This is a genomic window from Winogradskyella litoriviva (assembly GCF_013249065.1).
GTDB lineage: Bacteria > Bacteroidota > Bacteroidia > Flavobacteriales > Flavobacteriaceae > Winogradskyella > Winogradskyella litoriviva.
Genome location: NZ_JABRWQ010000003.1, coordinates 440899 through 464794, shown reverse-complemented (window position 1 = coordinate 464794; position 23896 = coordinate 440899). Strand labels below are relative to the sequence as shown.

Genomic DNA, 23896 nt, shown 5'->3' with positions numbered 1-23896 from the left:
AACTACTAATCTCAATTTTTCAATTGGGTAGGCAACCATTTGCCCATTTTTAACGTCTTTATATATAAATAACTACCTTGTTAAAGGCGAATACGGCAATTTTCTGTAACGCTTTTTAGAATATGTCGTCTAATTTATAATTAATCAATCAAAAAATCTTCATTTATGAGTACGTTAAAAATCACTAATTTATCTAAAACATATCCTAATGGTGTAAAAGCTTTAGATAACGTTAATCTTGAATTAGAAAATGGAATGTTTGGACTTTTAGGCCCAAATGGAGCTGGGAAATCATCTTTAATGAGAACCCTAGCTACGTTGCAAGAGGCTGATTCTGGTACGGCCACATTAGATGATATTGATATTTTAAACAATCCGGCTGAATTACGAAAAGTATTAGGTTATTTACCTCAAGAGTTTGGTGTATATCCACGAATTACAGCAGAACAATTATTAACTCATTTAGCAATTTTAAAGGGTATTACAAATGCTAAAGAGCGCAAAGAATTAGTAAATTATTTATTAGATAAAGTTAATCTCTACGAAAAGCGTAACAAATCTGTAAAAGGATTTTCTGGAGGAATGAAACAGCGTGTTGGTATTGCACAAGCCTTAATAGGAAACCCAAAACTTATAATTGTAGATGAGCCAACTGCTGGTTTAGATCCAGGAGAGCGTAATCGTTTTTATAATTTATTAGCAGATGTTGGTAAAGAGGTAATAGTCATACTTTCTACGCATATTGTTGACGATGTTAGAGAGTTGTGTACCAAAATGGCAATAATGAATTTAGGGGAAATTGTTTACCATGGTTCACCACAATCTGCTATTGATGATCTAGAGAATAAAGTATTCCGGAAAATTGTGAGTAGAGAAGATTTACAAAATTATGCCAATGATTATAAGGTAATTTCAAATAAAATGGTAGGAGGACAACCATTGATACATGTTTTTAGCGAAGTACATCCGCAAAATGGTTTTGAGCAAGTTGCTCCAAATTTAGAAGATGTGTTCTTTTCAAAAATAAACACATCAAACGTTCTTGTTTAATCTAATCTAACCATTTTAATTATGTTTAAAACATTCTTTTTATCAGAATTAAAATATACGCTTAAGCAACCGATGGTGTATATTTTTATCTTCATATTAGCATTGATGGAATTCTTTGCTACCGTTAGTGATAATGTTCAAGTTGGTGGCGCAATTGGTAACGTTTATCGCAATTCGCCATATACAATCACTATTCATGTCACTGTATTTTGTGTTTTTAGTCTATTAATGGCTGTCGCTTTTTTTAATAATGCAGCTTTACGAGATCATAATAATGAATTTAATGAAATATTATTTACAACACCTTTAAGCAAACCTGGTTATTTTTTCGGACGCTTTTTGGGAGCATTAGTGGTTTCAACATTACCCTTGTTAGGTGTTTTTATAGGGATGCTTTTAGGGACTTATATGAATTCTATTTTTGGATGGATGGATACCGAACGCTTTGGTGATTTTTATCTCGAAACCTTTATTAATAACTATTTGTTATTTATTCTGCCCAACATGTTTTTAGCAGGATCAGTGATTTTTGCGATGGCAAATAAGTGGAAAAGTACTATTATTTCATTTGTTGGTGGCTTAGTTATTATTGTAGCTTATATAGTGTCTGGTTCCCTAATGTCTGACGTAGATAACGAAACCATAGCTGCACTTTCAGATATATTTGGAATTAACACTTACTTTTTAGAAACTAAATATTTTACTCCAATAGAGAAAAATACTATTAGCCCTGGGTTTTCTGGTTTGCTTTTTAAGAATAGACTTTTATGGACTGCAGTAGGAGCAATTATTTTAATGATATCTTATTTTAGTTTTTCATTTAAAACGAAAAATAAAAAAGTAAAAAAACAAAAAGTTAAAAATAGCGATAAAGAAACTGTGTTTGCGCTACCAAACTTGAATCCAACATTTAATGCTGCTACAAATTGGATTCAGTTTAAAAGTTTTTTTTATACTAACTTTTTAAGCATTGTTAAAAGTGTAACTTTCAAAATATTATTCCTCTTCTGTATTATAATTTTAGTAGTTGATTTAAGTCAAGGATTTGAGTTTATGGGTTTACAATCTTATCCACTAACCTATAAACTAATTGATTCCATTAAGGATAATACTAATTTGTTTACCATTATTATACTTATATTTTTTAGTGGTGAATTAATTTGGAGAGATAGAGATTCAAAAATTAATGAAGTTGTAGATGCAACCTCACATACGTCATTTATCTCTATGGCAGCAAAAGCTCTGTCATTAGTATGTATTACTTCAATTTTAAATTTATTTTTTATTCTTATTGGTATAATTTATCAATTACTTAATGGTTTTACGCGTATTGAATTAGATGTTTATTTATTAGATTTCTTTTACGAAAACTTTGCGTTATATATTGTTTTTGGTGGAATTATGATAATGATTCAAGTCTTATCTAGTAATAAATATATCGGCTACTTTATCTCTGTTTTAGTATTATTAGTTTGGGAGATTATTCTGAATATTTTGGATATTAATTCTAATATGTTAGATATTGGAGGTGGTTCTTCAATATTCTATTCAGATATGAATGGTTTTGGACCAGGTCTAAAAAGTACCTTGTGGTTTAACCTTTATTGGATTTTATTATCTGTTATAGGGTTGTTAATTGCAGGAGCTTTGTGGAATCGTGGTTCTAAAAGTTCACTGTTAAGTCGTATAAAAACAGCCAGAAAGGAAGTTCCTAAAAGTTATAGAGGTTTCATTGCTATTCTATCGGTAATTTGGCTTGGTGTTGCTGGTTTTGTTTATTACAACACACAAGTACTGAATCCATATCGTTCTAATGATACAGAGGAGCAACTTATGGCAGAATTTGAAAAGAAATATTCAAAATATAAAGAAGCCGTGCATCCAAAAGTAACAGATGCTAAATATTATATAGACATTTTTCCAAACAAAAGAGATATACATGTAAAGGCAGATATTAAGTTAACTAACGAGTCAAATCAAGCAATTGATTCGCTTCACTTTTTTAATAAAGAAGGTTGGGATACAAAACTTAATATTCCTAATGCAAAACCAGTTTACAAAGACAGTACTTATCTATATACCATTTACAAATTGAGTAAACCTTTACAGCCAGGACAGTCGATAGTAATGAAATTGGATAATAAATTTATTACCAAAGGATTTAAAAACAGTATTGGGAATACCATGATTATTAATAATGGAACTTTCTTTAATAATGGAGATATATTACCAGCAATGGGTTATAATGATAATTATGAGATTTCGGATAATAACACACGTAAAAAATATGATTTAGAGCCTAAAGAACGTACACCAGAATTGTCTAGTGAACTTAGTGAATTGCACAATCGTAATTATATAAATAACGGTGAATCTGATTTTATTAATGTTGAAACTATAATATCTACTGTAAAAGAACAAACGGCAATTGCTCCTGGCTCTTTAATTAAGAAATGGGAAGAAAATGGAAGAGATTATTACCATTACAAAACAGATACGCCATCTTTAAATTTCTACTCTTTTATGTCTGCAGATTATGAATTAAAAAAACGTAAATGGAATGGAATTGATATTGAAGTTTATTATGATGAAAAACATCCTGAAAATGTTGATATGATGCTAGATGCTGTAGAAAGGTCATTAGCGTATTATACCAAAAATTTTGGACCATATTTTCATAAACAATGTAGAATTATTGAGTTTCCTAGATATGCCTCTTTTGCCCAAGCTTTTCCAGGTACAATGCCTTATTCTGAAGCTATAGGATTTATAATTAATCTTGAAGATGAAACAGAAAACAATGTTGTAGATGCTGTTATTGCACATGAAATGGCACATCAGTGGTGGGCACATCAGGTTATTGGTGCAAACATGCAAGGCAGTACGCTTATGAGCGAAAGTTTTTCTGAATATTCATCATTAATGACCATGAAGAATATGACCGAGAATCCAATGAAAATGAGAGAATTTATAAAGTACGATCATGATCGTTATTTAAGAGGTCGAAGTGGAGAAAGAGAAAAAGAATTGCCACTTTACAAAGTAGAGAATCAGCAGTATATTCATTACGGAAAAGGTAGTGTAATTCTATACGCTTTACAAGATTATATTGGTGAAGCTAAAGTGAATTTAGCCATGAAAAATTTCTTAGAAGAGTATCGTTATAAAAAGCCACCTTATCCTACTTCATTAGATTTTATAAGACATTTAGAACCACAAGTGCCAGACTCACTTAAATACTTGGTAACGGATTGGTTTAAAGAAATCACCTTATATGATAACCGATTAAAAGAGGCTAATTATAAAAAATTGGATAATGGTAAATATGAAGTTACTCTAGAAATTGAAAGTTCAAAAATTAAATCAGATAGTCTTGGTAATGAAACCAAGGCCAATATTAACGATTGGATTGATGTTGGTTTCTTTATGGATGATGATGAAGAAAGGTTGTTTTCTCAAAAGCGTATAAAGTTTAATAAAGAAAGTACGTCAATTACAATGCAGCTAGATTCTTTGCCAGTAAAAGCAGCAATAGACCCTAGACATATATTAATAGATCGTGTTTATAAAGACAATATTAAAAGTATAAGTTTAGAAAAGTAATTATACTAAAAGTGGTAAAAACCAAAACACCCTAACTATTTAATTAGTTAGGGTGTTTTAGATTATATAATTTTATCTTTAAAAAAATCTCTTAAATATCAAAGGCAGCTTTTACTTTATCAACATAATCTAATTTTTCCCAAGTAAATAATTCTACATCTATATCTATTTTAGTTCCATTAGGCTGCTGAAAAGTTTTACTCACCACTTCGTGTTGTCTTCCCATATGTCCATAAGCAGCAGTTTCGCTATACATTGGTTGACGTAGTTTTAAACGTTTTTCAATGAAAGCAGGTCTCATATCAAATAGTTTTTCGACCTTTTTAGCAATTTCCCCATCCGTTAAGTTAAAAGGACAAGTTCCATAAGTATCAACAAAAATAGCCATAGGTTCTACAACACCAATTGCATAAGATACTTGTACTAAAATTTCGTCACAAACTCCTGCGGCTACTAAATTTTTAGCAATATGTCTTGTAGCATATGCAGCACTTCGGTCTACCTTACTTGGGTCTTTACCAGAGAATGCGCCTCCACCATGTGCTCCTTTTCCTCCGTAGGTGTCTACAATAATTTTACGTCCAGTTAAACCCGTATCACCATGTGGTCCTCCAATTACAAATTTTCCAGTTGGGTTAATGTGGTAGGTAATATCGTCATTAAATAAAGCTTGAATATGTTCTGGTAACTTAGCAATAACTCTCGGAATTAATATTTCAATTATATCTTTTCTAATTTTTGCAAGCATAATTTCGTCTTCATCAAACTCATCATGCTGTGTAGAAACTACAATAGAATCTATACGTTGAGGTGTATTGTCATCACTATATTCAATAGTTACCTGACTTTTAGAGTCTGGTCTTAAATACGTAATATCTTTATTTTCGCGACGTAACTCGGCCAATTCAACTAAAATTCTGTGAGATAAATCTAAAGCTAAAGGCATGTAGTTATCCGTTTCATTAGTTGCGTAGCCAAACATCATACCTTGGTCTCCAGCACCTTGTTCTTCTTTTGTAGCTCTATCTACACCACGATTAATTTCTTCAGATTGCTCATGTATAGCAGAAAAAACACCACAAGAATTTCCATCAAACATGTATTCGCTTTTGGTATAGCCAATTTTGTTAATGGTATCTCTTGCAATCTTTTGTACATCTAAATAGGTGTTAGATTTTACCTCACCAGCAAGAACAACTTGTCCTGTAGTAACTAATGTTTCACAAGCAACCTTAGATTCTGGGTCAAAGGCTAAAAAATTATCAATTAAAGCATCACTTATTTGGTCTGCTACCTTGTCTGGATGTCCTTCAGAAACACTTTCCGAAGTAAATAAATATGGCATAATTCCTATGTTTTAGGTTATGGTTATTATAAAAAATTTGAGATTGCGGGTGCGCTAGAGAAGAAGTCCTAAACTTACTGCTTTAGCATTTTTTGTTTTAGCTGAAAATTCAGCGTCAGAGGTTGCAATCAGATCAAATTTTTCCTCTAATTTTTAGAGTACAAAAGTAGAAAAATTAAATGGAAAGTATATTCAATTCAGTTTTTTTATGATTTAATTCACGTTTAGTTTTATTACATAATGAAGTATTGAGATTTAAGTATGTAAAATGCCTATTAAAGCTAATCTTTAGATTGATGTATATTTTCAAAAAAATAACTAGATTTACATTATGCTTTCAAAGAAAACAAAATACGGTATAAAAGCCTTAGTGCATTTAGCGAGACAAGAAAATCGTATTCCTGTTCAGATATCCACGATTTCAAAATCTGAAAATATTTCTCAAAAATTTCTTGAAAGTATATTACTCACTTTAAAGAAAAACGGTGTTTTAGGTTCTAAAAAAGGAAAAGGAGGTGGTTATTATTTGCTAAAAGACCCTAAGGATATTCCTATGACAAATGTAATGAGATTGTTAGAAGGGCCAATTGCAATGGTACCATGTGTGAGTCTAAATTTTTATGAGAAGTGTGATGATTGCCCTGATGAAGAGGTTTGTGCGGTTAACAAATTAATGCTCAAAGTCCGTGATAATACCTTAGAAATATTTAGAAATACAACTTTGGCTGATTTGTCTAATTAGCATATTCTCATTTTTACACCTTAATTTTTTCGATATATATACTTCCTAAAGAAATATAAATTTATATGTTTGCATTACTCTAGTAAATCGATAGGGTAAAAGGAATAATAATTTATAGTATGTATGGAAAGTGTAATGAAGACAGATTTGAGTTTAGAAAATAAGGATAATATTACTACAGTATCTCAAGAAAACATTAAAAGAAGTATTGTGAAAACAATTAGTTGGCGTGTTGTTGGGACGTTAGCAACAGTAACTATTTCGTATCTAATTACGGGTACTTTGGCACTTGCGTTTTCAATAGGAGGAATAGAACTTGTTTCTAAAATGGTGCTTTACTTTTTTCACGAACGTGCTTGGACAAATATAAAATGGGGAAAATGATAGATATAGATATTGACGTTTGGAATAAAAAGTTAAGGGATAAGTCGCCTATTGAAATAGCAGAATGGGCTTTAAAATTATCAGAAAATAAAATTGTTACTACAAGTTTTGGTATTTATTCTGCTGTGTTATTAAGTACAATATCAAAATTAGATAATGATATTAGAGTGGTTTGGTGCGATACTTTGTATAACGAACCAAGTACTTATAAACACGCAGATAATTTGATTAAAAAATACAACCTAAATATTTTAAAATATCAATCACTGCTTACAAAAGAAGAAATAGATAGAACTATTGGATTGCCAAGTTTAGAGGATGATAATCATGATATTTTTTCAGAAACAGTAAAATTAGAACCTTTTAGACGTGCCTTAAAGGAACAGAGTCCAGATATATGGTTTACTAATATTAGAGTGAGACAAACGGAATATAGAGATAACAAAGATATTTTAAGTTTTAGTAAGGACGGTATATTAAAAGTGAGTCCGTTTTATTATTGGACAGATGATGACTTGGATAAATATATTGAAGACAATCAATTAGAAAAAAACGTTAATTATTTCGACCCAATAAAGGCACTTTTAAATAGAGAGTGTGGTATTCATTTTGAATAAACAAAACAGATGCAAAGTTTTAGAACAGAATTAGAAAATCCGGTAGTAGAAAAGGATATTATTGAATTAGCTAATAAGATTGAGCTTTTTCATAAAGGTAAAATAGACGAAGAAAAATTTAGAAGTCTTCGTTTAGCTAGAGGTGTTTATGGTCAGCGTCAAGATGGTGTTCAAATGATTAGAATCAAATTACCTTATGGAAAGGTTTTGAGTCATCAGTTGCGACGTATTTCTGAAGTCTCAGATGAATATTCTAGAAGTCGTTTGCACATAACTACTCGTCAAGATATTCAAATTCATTATGTGGATTTAAATAGAACTCCAGAACTTTGGGCAGAATTAGAACGCGATAATGTTACCCTTAGAGAAGCTTGTGGTAATACAGTAAGAAATGTCACTGCAAGTGAAACAGCAGGTATAGATGTTAACGAGCCCTTTGATGTATCACCTTATGCAGATGCACTTTATAAATTCTTTTTAAGAAATCCTATTTGCCAAGAAATGGGCAGAAAATTTAAAGTGTCTTTTTCTGCTACAGATGAAGATACTGGCTTGTCTTACATGCACGATCTAGGTTTTATTGCAAAAATAAAAGATGGTGTAAAAGGCTTTAAAGTGATGCTTGCAGGTGGCTTAGGTTCTCAACCAAGACATGCAGATGTGTTTTATGAGTTTCTGCCTTCAGATAAAATAATTCCTTTAATGGAAGGTGTTTTAAGAGTTTTTGACCGTTATGGTGAACGTAAAAGTAGAGCCAAAGCACGTCTTAAATTCTTGTTAAAAGATATAGGTTTAGAGGCTTTTAAACAATTAGTGGAAGAAGAGCAAAATGCTATAGAGTTTAAAACGGTTACTATAGATGAAGCCAATTATAAGGCTTCAACGCCAGTTACTGTGTTAGCACCAAAAGTAGAAATTAAAGATGTTGAAGCTTATAACTTATGGAAATCGACTAATGTTATTCCTCAAAAACAAGAAGGATTTGTTGCTATCGGAATTAAAGTTTTACTTGGTGATTTCTACACTGATAAAGCCCGATTATTGGCAGATTTAGCTGAGAAATATGCAGCAGGTGAAATACGATTAAGTTTACGTCAGAATATTTTAATTCCCTTCGTAAAGGAAGAATTATTACCGTTTTTCTATAAAGAATTAGAGAAATTAGGCTTTGTAGAAGCTGGTTATAATAAAGCTGTAGATATAACTGCTTGTCCAGGAACAGATACTTGTAATCTTGGTATTGCTAGTAGTACAGGAATTGCAGAAGAATTAGAACGTGTTATCAAAGCCGAGTATCCTCAGTATCTAGAAAATACAGATTTAGTGATTAAAATTAGTGGTTGTATGAATGCTTGTGGACAACACAATATGGCAAATATTGGTTTTCAAGGCATGTCTGTTCGTACCAAAGATAAATTGGTTGCTCCAGCGTTACAAGTATTGTTAGGTGGAGGAAATCTAGGTGATGGAAACGCTTACTTTGCTGATAAAGTAGTGAAAATACCTAGTAGAAGAGGGCCAGAAGCACTAAGAAGAATATTAAATGATTTTGAGGAGAATGCAGATGGTAAATTGTTTGTTGACTATTATAAAGAAAAAGGGGAAAAGTACTTTTATCAATTATTAACCGATTTATCAGATATAGAAAATCTTACTCAAGAAGATTTTATTGATTGGGGAACAGAAGAACAATATGTTAAAGCCATTGGTGTAGGAGAGTGTGCTGGTGTTGTTATCGATTTAATTGCAACATTATTTTTAGAAAGTGATGAGAAAATTGAAGAAGCAAAAGAAGCTTTTAATAATAAGGTCTATTCTGGTGCAATTTACGAAGCGTATCGATCTATGGTAAATTCAGCAAAGGCTATTTTGCTTTCTGAAAACATTAAGACAAACACACAAGCAGGTATCATAAAACAATTTGATGAGCTCTTTGTAGAAACAAAACGAATTGATTTAGGGAACACATTTGCAGATATTATTTATCAAATAAAAGTTTCTGCTCCAACTAAAGAGTTTGCAAGTAATTATATAAAATCAGCACAACAATTTTTAGACATTGTAAGAAATTTTAGAGAAAAAGAAATCGCTGTAAATAATTAAAATAAGATGATACCAAGATTAACCATTGTTGGCGCAGGACCAGGAGATGTAGATTTAATTACCGTTAAAGCAATTAAGGCAATAAAATCAGCAAATGTTATTTTATACGATGCTCTTGTTAATGTAGAACTGTTGGAATATGCTTCGCCAAAAGCAGAATTGATTTTTGTAGGAAAACGAAAAGGGTGTTATGCCTATCATCAAAACCAAATTAATGAGTTAATTGTTGAGCGTGCATTAAAATTTGGACACGTAGTGCGTTTAAAAGGAGGTGACCCATTTATATTTGGTCGTGGTGCTGAAGAGATAGAATATGCTAAAGAATATGCTATAGAAGTGGCTGTAGTTCCTGGTATTTCTTCATCAGCAGCTGTGCCAGCATCTCAAGGTATTCCATTAACAAAACGAAATACTGCCGAAAGTTTTTGGGTAATTACAGGAACTACTAAGTCTCATAAAATTTCAGACGATATTGCTCTAGCTGCAAAATCTACCGCAACGGTTGTGATTTTAATGGGTATGGGTAAGCTATCAGAAATTGTTCAAATTTTTAAAAGAGAAGGAAAATCTGAAACAGCCGTAGCCATTATTCAAAATGGTACTAGAGCAAACGAAAAATCTGGTATTGGTACCATATCAAATATAGAATCTATAGTTAAAGAAAAGGAACTATCTAATCCAGCAATCATAATCATTGGAGAAGTGGTAAATGAGCGTGTGGATTTATCAAATATATATACTAAAGCAGATTTAGCTTTTGAAAAGTATAGAAAAAAAATTGCATAGAAATGGAAAGAAATAATTTGTATCCAATTTTTCTGAAAGCTAAAAACCTAAATGTATTAATTGTAGGAGGAGGTTTTGTAGCAGAAGAAAAGTTAACCTTTCTTTTAAAATCTAGTCCAGATGCAAATGTAACAATGGTGTCTCCAGAATACAGAGAAGGAACACTAAAAATAGCTAAAACAAGTAACGTTAACCTGGTAGATGATATTTATAAAGAGGATTATTTACAAAGTAATCATATGGTGATTGCCACAACAAATCAACCAGAAGTAAATATTAAAATTTATAAAGATTGTCGTAAGCAAAATAAGCTAGTCAATGTTGCGGATAATCCACCATATTGTGATTTTTATATGGGAGGAATTGTTACAAAAGGCAATGTAAAAGTAGCGATTTCTACAAATGGAAAATCGCCAACAACGGCAAAACGATTGCGTCAGTTTTTCGAAGACGTGATACCAGAAAATATAGATGATTTAGTAAAAAATCTTAATGTTTATAAAAAAACAATTAAAGGAGATTTTGAAGAGAAAGTAGAAAAATTAAACGAATTCACTAAGGGCTTAGTTGAAAAATTATAGAACCATGATAAAAACAGATATACTTATAATAGGAGCAGGACCAACAGGTTTATTTACAGTATTTGAAGCTGGCTTGTTAAAATTAAAGTGCCATTTAATTGACGCATTACCTCAACCTGGAGGTCAGTGTTCTGAATTATATCCCAAAAAACCAATTTATGATATTCCTGGATTTCCAGAGGTACTAGCTGGTGATTTAACCTCTAATTTACTAGAACAAGGCAAACAGTTTCAGCCTGGTTTTACTTTGGGAGAACGTGCAGAAACTATAGAGAAAACAGAAGACGGTAGTTTTATTGTTACAACAAATAAAGGAACTCAGCATCATGCACCAATTATTGCAATTGCAGGTGGTTTAGGAAGTTTTGAGCCAAGGAAACCAAAATTAGAGGGCATTGAAAAATATGAAGACAAAGGTGTAGCTTATTTTATTAAAGACCCAGAAGTGTATCGCAATAAAAAAGTGGTCATTGCAGGTGGAGGAGATTCTGCATTAGATTGGAGTATTTTCTTAGCAGATGTTGCTTCTGAAGTTACTTTAGTACATAGAAGAAATGAGTTTAGAGGTGCGTTAGATTCTGTAGAAAAAGTACAAGAATTAAAGTTGCTAAATAAAATTAATTTAATCACACCAGCAGAAATTACAGACTTACATGGTGATGATTATTTGCAAGGTGTTTCAGTAACTAAAGATGGACATACAGAAATAATAGAGGCAGATGAATTTATTCCACTTTTTGGATTATCGCCAAAGTTAGGACCAATTGGAGATTGGGGACTAGAGATAGAAAAGAATGCTATAAAAGTAAATACTTTTGATTATTCCACTAACATTCCTGGTATATATGCCATTGGAGATGTTAATACCTACGAAGGAAAATTAAAATTAATTCTTTGTGGTTTTCATGAAGCAACATTAATGTGTCAATCTGCTTACAAACGATTAAATCCCGGCAAGAAATTTGTATTAAAATACACAACTGTGAGCGGTATAGATGGTTTTGATGGTAGTAGAAAGGAGTCTCCTAAGGCAGTTGTAAAAGCAATAGTATAATGCAAGATGTTACCATACATATTACAGATAGAGAAGGCGAGAAACATACTGTTTTAGCACCAACTGACATGGCAATGAATTTAATGGAAGTTGTACGCTCTTATGAGTTAGCTCCTGAAGGTTCCATTGGAGTCTGTGGAGGTATGGCAATGTGTGCGTCTTGTCAATGTTATGTCAATTCTAATACTGAATTAAATACTATGGAAGACGATGAAGACGCCATGTTGTCTGAAGCTTTTAATGTAAAAGAAAACAGTAGGTTAAGTTGTCAAATTCCAATTACAGAAGCCCTAAACGGTTTAGAAATTGAATTGGCACCAGACGTATAATTTACTTTTACATATTATGTTTAGCCAGTAATCACATTAAAATGATATACTGGCTTTTTTTGATTTACCATTCTAGAGTATTATTTATTTTTACATATTAATTAATCGTTCTATAAATGATACTAGTAATTTATTAGTATAATTATCGACATAGTTAACATCAAAAAATATAAACGAGACAAAAAAATATGGATGCAGCTTTGCATATACCTAAAAGATTTAAAGAGGACGTAGAAGATTTAGCGAAAGATTTATTCTACTTAGTTGTAGAAACAGAAGTTAATCAAGATGTACAGTTAGAGTTATTAAAGGATTCATTTTTTAAAATTTCTGAAGGTTTACAATGTGGTATTTGTGATACTAAATGGTCACAATTTAAAGTAGGGTTAAAAACATTACGATCAATATTACGTTTAGATGCTGAGGCTGCTTTTAATAATGATCCAGCGGCAAAAAGTGTGAGGGAAGTTTACTTAGCTTATCCTGGTTTTTATGCTATAACAATGTATCGCATTAGCCATGTTTTATGGGATCTAGATATACCTGTTTTACCAAGAATGATAAGTGAATATGCACATAGCGTTACAGGTACAGATATTCATCCAGGCGCAGAAATAGGTAATTCATTTTTTATAGATCATGCCACAGGAGTAGTTATAGGTGAAACGGCTGTGATTCATAATAATGTTACCATTTATCAAGGTGTAACTTTAGGAGGAATTAAAGTTGAAAAAGCATTGAAAGGTATAAAACGTCACCCAACAATTATGGATAACGTTACTATATATGCTAATGCTACAATATTAGGAGGTGACGTTGTAATTGGAAAAAATAGTACAATCGGAGCAAATGTATGGATTACGCAATCCATACCAGAAGATTCAATAGTGACCTATAAATCGGATATAAGAATTTCTAAAAAAGAAAAAGAATGAGCATATTAAAACATATAGGCAATACACCCTTAGTAGAGGCTAAAAATTTAATAACCAATCCCAATGTAAAATTGCTTTTAAAGTTAGAAGGAAATAATCCTGGTGGAAGTGTAAAAGATAGACCAGCTTTAAATATGATTTCTGAAGCTATAAAAAGAGGTGACATTAAAAAAGGGGACCGCTTAGTTGAGGCAACTAGTGGTAATACAGGAATTGCTCTGGCTTATGTAGCGCAATCTTTTGGTTTAAAAATGGCTTTAGTAATGCCAGAAAACTCTACAGAAGAACGTGTAAAAACAATGCGAGCTTATGGTGCTGAGGTTATATTAACATCAGCAGATAAAGGTATAGAAGGTTCTAGAGATATTGCTTTTAATATGCGAGATACTGAAGGGTATACTTTACTAAATCAGTTTGAAAACGATGACAATTGGCGAGCACATTACAAAACTACAGGCCCAGAAATCTGGAGAGATACTAATGGAGAAGTAACGCATTTTGTTTCTGCAATGGGAACAACAGGAACCATCATGGGAACTTCCACGTTTTTAAAAGAACAAAATAAAGACATTCAGATTATTGGTGCACAGCCAGAAGATGGTTCTCGTATTCCAGGTATTAGAAAATGGTCGCCAGAGTATGTGCCAAGTATTTTTAATAGCGCAAAAGTTGATCAAGTTATAGAGGTCAATGAACAATTAGCAAGAGCAACGACTCAAAGATTAGCAAAAGAAGAAGGTGTTTTTGCAGGTATGAGTAGTGGTGGTTCTGTAGCTACAGCTTTAAAATTAATTGAAACTATAGAGAAAGGTGTTGTTGTGGCTATTATTTGCGATAGAGGCGATCGATACTTGTCTTCAACCCTTTTTGATGAGATTGTATAATAACAATTTGTTGGATTTCAGTTAACACAGTAGTAATTTAAAAGTTGGTAATTAGCTTCATAATTTAAAACCCAAAAAACATGAAATTGCTTAAAAAGTATAAGTCAGATTTTAAATTTTTTACACAGATTTTACTGCTAACCGTTATTTCTTTAGTTATCGCATTTTTTGTAAAATAGACTATTTTTCGCATAGCTCAATTAATTGTAATTATTGACTATTTTTACTGCTCAATATTTACAAATGCGAAATTATTTTATTTCATTTTTATTACTTTCTTCTATTGCAGTCTGTGCTCAAAAAGAAATGAATAATGCGTATTTAGATTTTAATTATTTTGGAGGTAATATAGCACTTCATAATAATGATATTCTTCATTTAATTAAAGGTCATCCAGAAGGTTTTATTCTAAGTTATAACAAAAAAACATTCGGAAAAAAAACTTGGGAACAACGCTTTGGTTATCCAGATTATGGACTTTCATTTATATATCAAGATTTAAAGAATGAAATTTTAGGCGATAATTATGCATTGTATGCACACTATAATTTCTATTTTTTTAAACGTAATGTAATGTTGCGTATTGGTCAAGGATTAGCGTATAATACCAATCCTTATGATAAAATAGTAAATCCAAAAAATATAGCCTTTGGTTCAGATATATTAAGTGCAACTTATTTATTGTTTAACTATAAAAAAGAACGACTTTTTAATAGGTTTGGATTGCAAGGTGGTTTAACCTTAACACATTACTCTAATGCTAATGTAAAAGCACCTAATACAAGTGTAAATACAATAACGTTAAATGTTGGGTTAACATACAATTTAGACAACGAAAATCAAGAATTTATAGATAACCTTAATGAAGAAAAATTCACAGAAAAGGTTAAATTTAATTTGGCTTTTAGATCCGGAATTAACCAAAGTGATATCATTGGTAGTGGTCAATTTCCATTTTATATAATATCTGGTTATGTAGATAAACGTCTAAGCCATGTTAGTGCAATTCAATTTGGAACAGATGTATTTTTTTCTAATTTTTTAAAAGAGTTAATATATTATAAATTGGTTGCATTTCCGGAGGAAGACGTCAGTGGTGATGAAGATTATAAACGCGTTGGACTTTTTGTTGGCCATGAATTGTTTATCAATAAAATCTCAGTTGAATCGCAATTGGGTTATTATGTGTATTATCCATATGATTTTGAAGGACGAACGTATATTAGAGTTGGTCTAAAACGTTATTTTGGTGAGAAATTCTTTGGAGCAGTAACCTTAAAATCTCATGGTGCAAAAGCCGAATCTGTTGCATTTGGAGTTGGTGTTAGATTATAAAAATGAAAAGAATTGTTTACTTATTTGTTTTATTGCTCTTGGCTTGTAATAGCGAGGATGCTAATGATTGTTTTCAAACTTCAGGAGAAATAATAGAAAAAGAAATTGTAGTTTCAGATTTCAATCGCATTCTAGTCAATAGAGATATTGAATTAATTGTAAAATCAGCTCCAAATTATAAAGTTGCAGTAGAAACAGGCAAAAATTTAATAAGCGATGTAAGTGCTGAGGTTATTGATAACCAATTGGTTTTAACAGACAATAATACTTGTAATTATGTTAGAGATATAGGAATTACAAAGGTTTATGTTGAAGCACCAAATCTTACAGAATTAAGAACATCTTCGCAATACACAATTTCTTCTATTGGTGTTTTAAACTATGATTCACTTACCTTATTATCTGAAGATTATAATGGCGGAAGCGAATTTACAATTGGCGATTTTAGACTTACAGTACATTCAAATAATCTTAATGTAATTTCAAATAATTTATCCTTCTTTTATATAGATGGAATAGTTGAAAATTTATCAGTAGGCTTGTATTCTGGTGCTGGACGCTTTGAAGGCGAAAATCTTATTTCTCAAAACGTTAATGTATTTCATCGTAGTAGTAACGATATGGTTGTAAATCCGCAACAGTCCTTAACAGGAGAGTTGAGAGGAGTAGGAAATTTAATATCGGTAAACCAACCACCAAATGTTGATATTGAGCGTTTTTATACTGGCGAATTAATTTTTGATTAATAAATTAATATGATAATGGAAATAATTAAAGCAATAGCAAGAAAACCTACTCGTCTATTCCAGTCTTCTTTAAACACAGTTTTAAAAGGTCTTTTTCCTAAGTAAAAACACCAACGAATTATAGTTCCTAATAATTTTGGGATGGATTCAAATATTCCTGTAAAAATAACTTCAGCTAAAAATTCACCCATTATTTTAACTCGTCATTTCCCTAAACAAACTCTCTAAACTAGCATTTTTCTGATTTAGTTGTAGAATTTTTAATTCATTATCATGAGCAAAGTCAAATACATGAGAACGCATATCTTCTTTTGTAGAAAACGTAATTTCATAAACAAAACTATGCGTGTTTTTTACGGCAGTTACTTTTGGTAATTTTAAAAGAAAAGCATCTTCAACTCTATAGTCAAACTCAACAATAACAATTTGTTCTTGTCCAGCTCTTAAATCCTTCAAATATTTATCGGCTACCACCTCTCCTTTATTAATAATAATTACACGGTCGCACATGGCTTCAACTTCTTGCATAATATGCGTAGAAAGAAATACTGTTTTTTCTTTTCCAATGGTTTTTATAAGATTTCTTATATCTACTAACTGATTTGGGTCTAAACCTGTTGTTGGTTCGTCTAAAATTAAAACTTCTGGATTATGTAGCATAGCATTGGCTAAACCAACGCGCTGTCTATAACCTTTAGAGAGTTGACTAATTTTTTTATGTGCTTCTGGTGTTAAACCGGTTAATTCTATAACTTCTTCAATTCTAGATTTTGGTGTGCCATAAACATTAGCATTAAAATTTAAATACTCTCTTACATATAAGTCTGAGTATAATGGGTTGTGTTCTGGTAAGTACCCAACACTACTTTGTACATTTTTTTTATTTGAAGTAACATCAAAACCATTAACAATAGCAGAACCTTCTGTTGCCTCAATATAGGTAGTTAAGATTTTCATCATTGTCGATTTTCCTGCGCCATTTGGGCCTAAAAAACCAACTATTTCAGCATCTTTAACTTTAAAAGAAACATCGTTAAGTGCTTTTTGGTCTTTATATTGTTTAGTGATGTTTTTAACTTCTATAGCCATAAAAATAAATTTAGTCAAAAATAGGTAAATCAGAATATTGAACCACTTATTTTATTAAATCTTTAAAACTTTGTAAAATTCTTTAAAAAAACAATTCAACAATTTTGATTTGTAAAAATAATAATTACATTAGCGATATAATTACAACAATGAACATATCTAAAGCATATTATAACTGGTTTTATTTCTTTTTTAGCTAAAGGAACGAGACTGAATATGTATTATTTAAATATAAATTATAAAGTCTCAATTTAATTGAGACTTTTTTTTGTGCAATAATTAAGACTATAAAAATTGAAGAAACCAATTGCTATACAAGGAATTAAAGGGTCATTTCATCATCTAGTGGTTCAGAATTATTTTAATATAGATTCTGAGGTCGTAGAATGTATGTCTTTTGATGGTGTTGTAAATTCACTGTTAGAAAATAAAACCGATGAGGTTGTTATGGCTTTAGAGAATTCTATAGCAGGTTCAATAATACCTAATTATGCACTTATTGATAATTATAACTTAAGTATTGTTGGCGAATATTATTTAGGTATTGAGCATTGCTTAATGGCTTTAAACGGCCAGACTATTGAAGATATAGAGGAAGTGCATTCTCATCCAATGGCATTATTGCAATGCAAAGTATTCTTTAAAAATTATCCACATATAAAATTAGTAGAAGCTAAGGATACTGCAGATGTTGCGAAACAAATTTCAGAGAAAAATATGAAAGGAATTGCAGCCATTGCAAGTAAAAATGCAGCGGAATTATATGGTATAAATTTGTTAGCAGAAAGTATTCAGACTATAAAACATAACGAAACACGTTTTGTAATTGTAAAGCGAGACAATAGTCAAAAAGACATAAGTACAATTAATAAAGCCTCTTTAAAGTTTGAATTAGATCACAAACGAGGAAGCTTAGCAGCTATTTTAAATGTATTGAGTGATTGCAAACTAAACTTAACAAAAATACAATCGTTACCAAAAATTGAAACACCATGGAAGTATGCTTTCTTTGTAGATGTTACATTTGAAGCTTATAAAGATTACGAAAAAGCCGTGTCAATTTTAAATTTAATGGCGGAGAATTTTAAAATTTTGGGCGAATATAAAAATGCAAGACGATGATAGAAGTTGCAAAACGTTTACAAAATGTAGAAGAATATTACTTCTCTAAAAAATTAAGGGAAGTTGCGCTATTAAAAGCACAAGGAAAACCTATTATTAATTTAGGGATTGGTAGCCCAGATTTGGAGCCACCTTTTAAGGCATCTATGACGCTTCAAGATAGTTTGGTAGAAGAGAAAGCACACCAATATCAAAGTTACCAAGGGTTGCCAGAATTAAGAGAAGAAATAGCAAACTTCTATAAAAGGCATTACAAGGTCAACCTAAGTGCACATACAGAAGTATTGCCTTTAATGGGAAGCAAGGAAGGTATTATGCATATTTCAATGGCTTTTTTAAATAAAGGTGATAAGGTCTTAATACCAAATCCTGGTTATCCAACTTATGCTTCTGTAACAAAATTGTTAGAAGCAAAACCAATTTATTACGATTTAAAAGAGGAAAATAATTGGCAGCCAGATTTTAAAAAATTAGAACGCTTAGATTTAAAGCGTGTAAAAATAATGTGGATTAATTATCCACATATGCCAACTGGTAGTAATGCAGATAATAAGTTTTATGACAAAGTAATTGCTTTTGGAAAACGTCACGATATTTTAATAGTAAATGACAATCCGTATAGCTTTATTCTCAACGATAAACCAAATAGTATTCTCAGATATAAAGATGCAAAACATGTTTGCTTAGAGTTAAATTCATTAAGTAAAACATTTAATATGGCTGGTTGGCGAGTTGGTATGTTAACTGGTAATTACGATTTTATAAGTGCTGTATTACGTGTAAAAAGTAATATGGATTCTGGTATGTTTTATGGCATACAGAAAGGAGCTATTGAAGCCTTAAAATGTTCAGATATGTGGTTTCAAAGTTTAAATAGCGTCTACCAAACCAGACGAGATTTAATTTGGAAATTAGCAGAAAGCCTTAATTGTACCTATGATAAAGATGCATCTGGTTTATTTGTTTGGGCAAAATTGCCGCCAAAAATTAAATCTGAAGATTTTACAGATATGGTTTTAAAGGAATATTCGATATTTATAACACCAGGAACTGTTTTTGGTAAAAATGGTGAAGGTTACGTTCGTTTTTCATTATGTGCCACAGTAGAAATTATTAAAGAAGCAATAGCAAGAGTTTAGTTAGAATGAAGAATATTTTTATAATAGGAGTTGGGTTAATTGGCGGAAGCTTTGCATTAGATATCAAAAAATTGCATCCAGACTCTACCATTTATGGTATAGATAATAGTGAAGCACATTTGGCAGAAGCAAAAACACTTAATGTTATAGATAAAGCGGCAGAATTTAAAGATTTACAAAAAGCAGATTTAGTAATATTAGCAATTCCTGTAGATTCAGCCATTAACGTTTTACCTAAGGTGTTAGATCAAGTTTCTGATAACGCAATTGTGTTTGATGTTGGTTCTACTAAAGAAGATATTTGTGTCAAAGTAAAAAACCATCCTAAACGAAGAAATTATTTAGCTGCACACCCTATAGCAGGTACGGAATATTCAGGGCCTAAAGCAGCGCTTCAAGGTTTGTATAATAACAAAACAAATATTATTTGTGAGGTAGAAGAAACGGCTTTTAAACTTCAAGAAAAGGCATTAAAACTATTTTCAGATTTAGGAATGAGAATACGTTATATGAACCCAAAAGCACATGATAAGCACATCGCTTATGTTTCTCATTTATCTCACATTAGCGCTTTTATGCTTGGTAAAACAGTAATTGATAAAGAGAAAAACGAACGCGATATTTTTGATATGGCAGGTAGTGGATTTGAAAGTACAGTGCGTTTGGCTAAAAGTTCGCCAGCCATGTGGACACCAATTTTTCAACAAAATAAAACCAATGTAATTGAGACGTTAGATGAATATATTTCTAACTTAAATCATTTTAAAAAACTAATGCAAGAAGATAATTTTGAAGCGGTTTATAACGAAATGGAATCTACAAATTATATAAAAGAAATATTAAACGGAATACAGTAATTAACAGTCTACAAGTTTCCAAAACCTTGTAGAAATAACAAATTAATAGATTAATAAGCAAAATGGAAAACAAAAAAGAAATGAGAACATGGTTAGATGATATGAAATTAAATCATCCACTAGTAATAGCCGGACCATGTAGCGCTGAAACAGAAGAGCAAGTATTAAAAATAGCACACGAGCTAAAAGATACAGATGTTAATTACTTTAGAGCAGGTATTTGGAAACCAAGAACAAGACCAGGAAATTTTGAAGGTGTTGGTGCATTAGGTTTAAAGTGGTTACAGAAAGTAAAAGAAGAAACAGGAATGAAAACCTGTACGGAAGTTGCTAATGCAGCTCACGTAAAATTAGCCTTAGAGCATGATGTAGATTTATTATGGATTGGTGCACGTTCTACTGTAAGTCCATTTATTATGCAAGAAATTGCTGATGCATTAGAAGGGACTGACAAAATTGTTTTAGTTAAGAATCCTGTAAACCCAGATTTATCATTATGGTTAGGTGGTATTGAGCGATTGTATTCTGCAGGTGTAAAAAACTTAGGCGCAATTCATAGAGGATTTTCTACATACGAAAAATCTAAATATAGAAATATACCAGAATGGCAAGTCGCTATTGAGTTTCAGAATAAATTTCCAGATTTACCATTAATTAATGATCCATCGCATATTACAGGTAACAGAGAAATGATTTTTGATGTATCTCAGACTGCGCTAGATCTTAATTTTGACGGCTTAATGATTGAAACACATTTTGACCCAGAAAATGCATGGAGTGATGCTGCACAGCAGGTTACACCAAGTAGCTTAATACAGATTATGAATGATTTAAAAATTAGAAAAGAAACAGACTCAGAAGCCCAATACAATTCTGAGCTAAATAATTTAAGAGCACAGATTGATGTTGTAGATAACCAAATTCTAGATTTATTAGGCAAACGAATGAAAGTTGCTGACGGAATAGGAGGACTTAAAAAACAAAAGAATGTTGCTGTTTTACAAAGCAAACGTTGGAACGAGATTTTAGGTAAAATGGTTTTAGAAGGTGAAGAAAGAGGTTTAAGTGAAGAGTTTATTTTACGCATGTTCAAAGCGGTTCACCAAGAATCTATTAACCGCCAAGAAAAGATTATTAATGGTTAAATATATCATATAAAAAATGCTAGGAAATCCTGGCATTTTTTATATGATATTTATCATCTTTTTACAATTTGTTAAGGTATAGTTTTGCCGATATTAAAAACCAACCATTATGTCACTAAATAAAATTTTAGTAGTTTTTACATTATTATATGTTGTAAGTGCAAATGCACAATTAAAAATTGATGCAGATGTTAGACCACGTTTTGAGTATCGACATGGATTTGGCAACCTATTTCCAGACGATACAGAGCCTGCTGCTTTTGTGGTGCAACGAACTCGCTTAAATTTTAATTATAAGCTAGATAATTTAACGATGATGCTAAGTGTCCAAGATGTTAGTGTTTGGGGAGACACAAAACAAATTGATGCTACAGATAGTAATAATTCCTTTTCTTTATTTCAGGCTTGGGTAGATTATAAATTAAATGAAAATTGGTCTACTAAACTTGGACGTCAGGTTATTTCATATGATGATCAAAGAATCTTCGGAGGTCTAGACTGGGCAATGCAAGGACGTTTTCATGATGCAGCTTTATTAAAATATAATAAAGGAACTTTTATGGCAGATTTGGGTTTTGCTTTTAGTCAAGAAAGCCAAGCTAAAGAAGGCAATGCTTTTTATTTGCAAGGCGCTTATACATATAAAGCTATGCAGTATGCTTATCTAAAAAAGAGCTGGGAAAAAACAACAGCAAGTTTTCTGGTTTTAAATACGGGTTTTCAGAATTTCTCTGGTATTAATAATGATCCAGATGGAGTATATTATATGCAAACCATAGGTTCTCATGTTATATTTCCTATTAACAATGTAAAACTTATGGGTTCTGCTTATTATCAAACAGGTAAGTCTAAAGAAACAACAGATCTTAGTGCATATAATGTTGCATTAGAAGCAAATTATAAACCAGGCAAAACATTATTTGGTTTAGGATTTGAAATGCTGAGTGGTACAGATCAAGATGGTGATTCAAAAAATAAATCATTCTTCCCTCTTTACGGAACTAATCATAAATTTAACGGATTTATGGATTATTTTTATGTTGGTAACCATGCCAATACTGTTGGATTAAACGACCTTTATGCAAAAGCAGTTTTTACTACTGGTGAAAAATCAAACTTATTAGCTAAGGTTCATTATTTTGGCGCAAACGCAGAATTAAGCAATAACGAAGATTCATATTTAGGTACAGAAGTTGATCTTGTTTTTACACAAAATCTTACAAAAGATGTTAAGTTGAATCTTGGATATTCACAAATGTTCGCATCAGAAAGTATGAGTTTAGTAAAAGGAGGCAGACCAGAAGATAATACTAATAATTGGGCATGGGTTCAATTAACTATTAAACCAACTTTATTTACAAGTAAAAAGGATTAAGAATATAATTATTATATAACTTGTAGTGTAAACAACGTAAAAAAGATTATTTTCGTTAACATAAAATTAAGAATTGGGTTTCAAATTTAAAATATTACCAAAAGATTCTAGATGGCGAAAAACAGCTTTGTTTTTCATAGCTGTGGTATTGGGTATGGGTGCGTTTATGGCTAAAGAGTCTAAGATAACATCTTATTTGTCAGACGATCCTCAGGCTTGTGTTAACTGCCATGTTATGACGCCTGTTTATAATAGTTGGATGCATAGTTCGCACCGTGAATGGGCTAATTGTAACGATTGCCATGTGCCACATGATAATATTATAAACAAGTATTATTTTAAAGCTAAGGATGGTTTGTACCATGCCTCAGTTTTTACGGCTAGAGCAGAACCAGATGTTATAGAAATGAAAGAAGCTTCGCAAGAAGTGGTTCAGAATAACTGTATACGCTGTCATTTACAGCAGGTAACTCAAGTAAAATATGACGGTTGGATAAAAGGTCATAGAGAAAATAGAACTGGTCGTCAATGTTGGAGTTGCCATAAGCAAATACCACATGGTAAAGTTCATGGTTTATCCACTATAAAGTTTAATGTAGCACCACTACCTACAGATAAGGAAGAGGCTGTTATACCTGCTTGGTTAGAAAAAGAAATTAAAAAGTAAAACATATC

23 protein-coding genes are annotated in these 23896 nt (G+C 31.4%); 20 read left to right on the top strand and 3 right to left on the bottom strand.

The window, feature by feature from the left end; all coding sequences use genetic code 11:
• Window positions 1–165: 165 nt before the first annotated feature.
• Window positions 166–1050: an ABC transporter ATP-binding protein gene (locus HNV10_RS08565; protein ID WP_173300920.1), complete on the top strand. Its 885-nt coding sequence runs from the start codon at window positions 166–168 to the stop codon at window positions 1048–1050.
• Between the two features lie 21 nt (window positions 1051–1071).
• Complete coding sequence (locus HNV10_RS08560; protein ID WP_173300919.1) at window positions 1072–4653, top strand: M1 family aminopeptidase; 3582 nt, start codon at window positions 1072–1074, stop codon at window positions 4651–4653.
• Between the two features lie 91 nt (window positions 4654–4744).
• On the opposite strand, the gene metK is transcribed toward HNV10_RS08560, so the two are convergent.
• Entirely contained in the window at window positions 4745–5998 is a 1254-nt protein-coding gene (gene metK, locus HNV10_RS08555; protein ID WP_173300918.1) for a methionine adenosyltransferase, read from the bottom strand.
• A gap of 331 nt (window positions 5999–6329) precedes the next feature.
• Between metK and HNV10_RS08550 the strand changes: the two genes are divergently transcribed.
• From HNV10_RS08550 to HNV10_RS08495, 12 genes are all read left to right on the top strand, one after another.
• Entirely contained in the window at window positions 6330–6740 is a 411-nt protein-coding gene (locus tag HNV10_RS08550) for an RrF2 family transcriptional regulator (RefSeq protein WP_173300917.1), read from the top strand.
• Between the two features lie 135 nt (window positions 6741–6875).
• Window positions 6876–7124: a DUF2061 domain-containing protein gene (locus tag HNV10_RS08545; RefSeq protein ID WP_173301014.1), complete on the top strand. Its 249-nt coding sequence runs from the start codon at window positions 6876–6878 to the stop codon at window positions 7122–7124.
• Window positions 7121–7741, top strand: coding sequence for a phosphoadenosine phosphosulfate reductase domain-containing protein (locus HNV10_RS08540; RefSeq protein WP_173300916.1), 621 nt, complete (start codon window positions 7121–7123; stop codon window positions 7739–7741). The genes HNV10_RS08545 and HNV10_RS08540 overlap by 4 nt, the downstream gene beginning before the upstream one ends.
• A 9-nt stretch (window positions 7742–7750) precedes the next feature.
• Window positions 7751–9844 (top strand): HEPN domain-containing protein, encoded by a 2094-nt coding sequence (locus HNV10_RS08535; RefSeq protein ID WP_173300915.1) that lies wholly within the window; start codon window positions 7751–7753, stop codon window positions 9842–9844.
• A gap of 6 nt (window positions 9845–9850) precedes the next feature.
• On the top strand, window positions 9851–10630 hold the full coding sequence (cobA, locus tag HNV10_RS08530; protein ID WP_173300914.1) for a uroporphyrinogen-III C-methyltransferase: 780 nt from the start codon (window positions 9851–9853) through the stop codon (window positions 10628–10630).
• A 2-nt stretch (window positions 10631–10632) separates the two neighbouring features.
• Window positions 10633–11211, top strand: coding sequence for a precorrin-2 dehydrogenase/sirohydrochlorin ferrochelatase family protein (locus HNV10_RS08525; RefSeq protein ID WP_173300913.1), 579 nt, complete (start codon window positions 10633–10635; stop codon window positions 11209–11211).
• Between the two features lie 4 nt (window positions 11212–11215).
• Entirely contained in the window at window positions 11216–12265 is a 1050-nt protein-coding gene (locus HNV10_RS08520) for an NAD(P)/FAD-dependent oxidoreductase (protein WP_173300912.1), read from the top strand.
• On the top strand, window positions 12265–12594 hold the full coding sequence (locus tag HNV10_RS08515) for a 2Fe-2S iron-sulfur cluster-binding protein (RefSeq protein ID WP_173300911.1): 330 nt from the start codon (window positions 12265–12267) through the stop codon (window positions 12592–12594). Before HNV10_RS08520 ends, HNV10_RS08515 begins: the two co-directional genes overlap by 1 nt.
• Window positions 12595–12782: 188 nt before the next feature.
• Entirely contained in the window at window positions 12783–13529 is a 747-nt protein-coding gene (epsC, locus tag HNV10_RS08510; RefSeq protein ID WP_173300910.1) for a serine O-acetyltransferase EpsC, read from the top strand.
• Window positions 13526–14413, top strand: a complete 888-nt coding sequence (gene cysM / locus HNV10_RS08505; protein ID WP_173300909.1) for a cysteine synthase CysM — start codon at window positions 13526–13528, stop codon at window positions 14411–14413. Before epsC ends, cysM begins: the two co-directional genes overlap by 4 nt.
• A 243-nt stretch (window positions 14414–14656) precedes the next feature.
• Window positions 14657–15748: an acyloxyacyl hydrolase gene (locus HNV10_RS08500; RefSeq protein ID WP_173300908.1), complete on the top strand. Its 1092-nt coding sequence runs from the start codon at window positions 14657–14659 to the stop codon at window positions 15746–15748.
• 2 nt (window positions 15749–15750) lie between these two features.
• Window positions 15751–16494: a head GIN domain-containing protein gene (locus HNV10_RS08495; protein WP_173300907.1), complete on the top strand. Its 744-nt coding sequence runs from the start codon at window positions 15751–15753 to the stop codon at window positions 16492–16494.
• On the opposite strand, the gene HNV10_RS08490 is transcribed toward HNV10_RS08495, so the two are convergent.
• Window positions 16491–16685 carry a hypothetical protein gene (locus HNV10_RS08490; protein WP_173300906.1) on the bottom strand — a complete coding sequence of 65 codons (195 nt, stop codon included), beginning with the start codon at window positions 16683–16685 and terminating at the stop codon, window positions 16491–16493. The two genes, HNV10_RS08495 and HNV10_RS08490, sit on opposite strands and share 4 nt — an antisense overlap.
• Before the next feature lie 4 nt (window positions 16686–16689).
• Window positions 16690–17583, bottom strand: coding sequence for a gliding motility-associated ABC transporter ATP-binding subunit GldA (gene gldA, locus HNV10_RS08485; RefSeq protein WP_173300905.1), 894 nt, complete (start codon window positions 17581–17583; stop codon window positions 16690–16692).
• Between the two features lie 294 nt (window positions 17584–17877).
• On the opposite strand from gldA, the gene HNV10_RS08480 reads away from it, so the two are divergent.
• From HNV10_RS08480 to nrfH, 6 genes are all read left to right on the top strand, one after another.
• Window positions 17878–18705: a prephenate dehydratase gene (locus HNV10_RS08480; protein ID WP_173300904.1), complete on the top strand. Its 828-nt coding sequence runs from the start codon at window positions 17878–17880 to the stop codon at window positions 18703–18705.
• On the top strand, window positions 18702–19844 hold the full coding sequence (locus tag HNV10_RS08475) for a pyridoxal phosphate-dependent aminotransferase (protein ID WP_173300903.1): 1143 nt from the start codon (window positions 18702–18704) through the stop codon (window positions 19842–19844). Before HNV10_RS08480 ends, HNV10_RS08475 begins: the two co-directional genes overlap by 4 nt.
• Before the next feature lie 5 nt (window positions 19845–19849).
• Window positions 19850–20701 (top strand): prephenate dehydrogenase, encoded by an 852-nt coding sequence (locus HNV10_RS08470; protein ID WP_173300902.1) that lies wholly within the window; start codon window positions 19850–19852, stop codon window positions 20699–20701.
• 62 nt (window positions 20702–20763) lie between these two features.
• Entirely contained in the window at window positions 20764–21846 is a 1083-nt protein-coding gene (locus HNV10_RS08465; RefSeq protein ID WP_173300901.1) for a bifunctional 3-deoxy-7-phosphoheptulonate synthase/chorismate mutase type II, read from the top strand.
• A gap of 109 nt (window positions 21847–21955) precedes the next feature.
• On the top strand, window positions 21956–23221 hold the full coding sequence (locus tag HNV10_RS08460) for an alginate export family protein (protein WP_173300900.1): 1266 nt from the start codon (window positions 21956–21958) through the stop codon (window positions 23219–23221).
• Between the two features lie 73 nt (window positions 23222–23294).
• Entirely contained in the window at window positions 23295–23888 is a 594-nt protein-coding gene (gene nrfH / locus HNV10_RS08455) for a cytochrome c nitrite reductase small subunit (RefSeq protein ID WP_173300899.1), read from the top strand.
• Window positions 23889–23896: the final 8 nt, after the last annotated feature.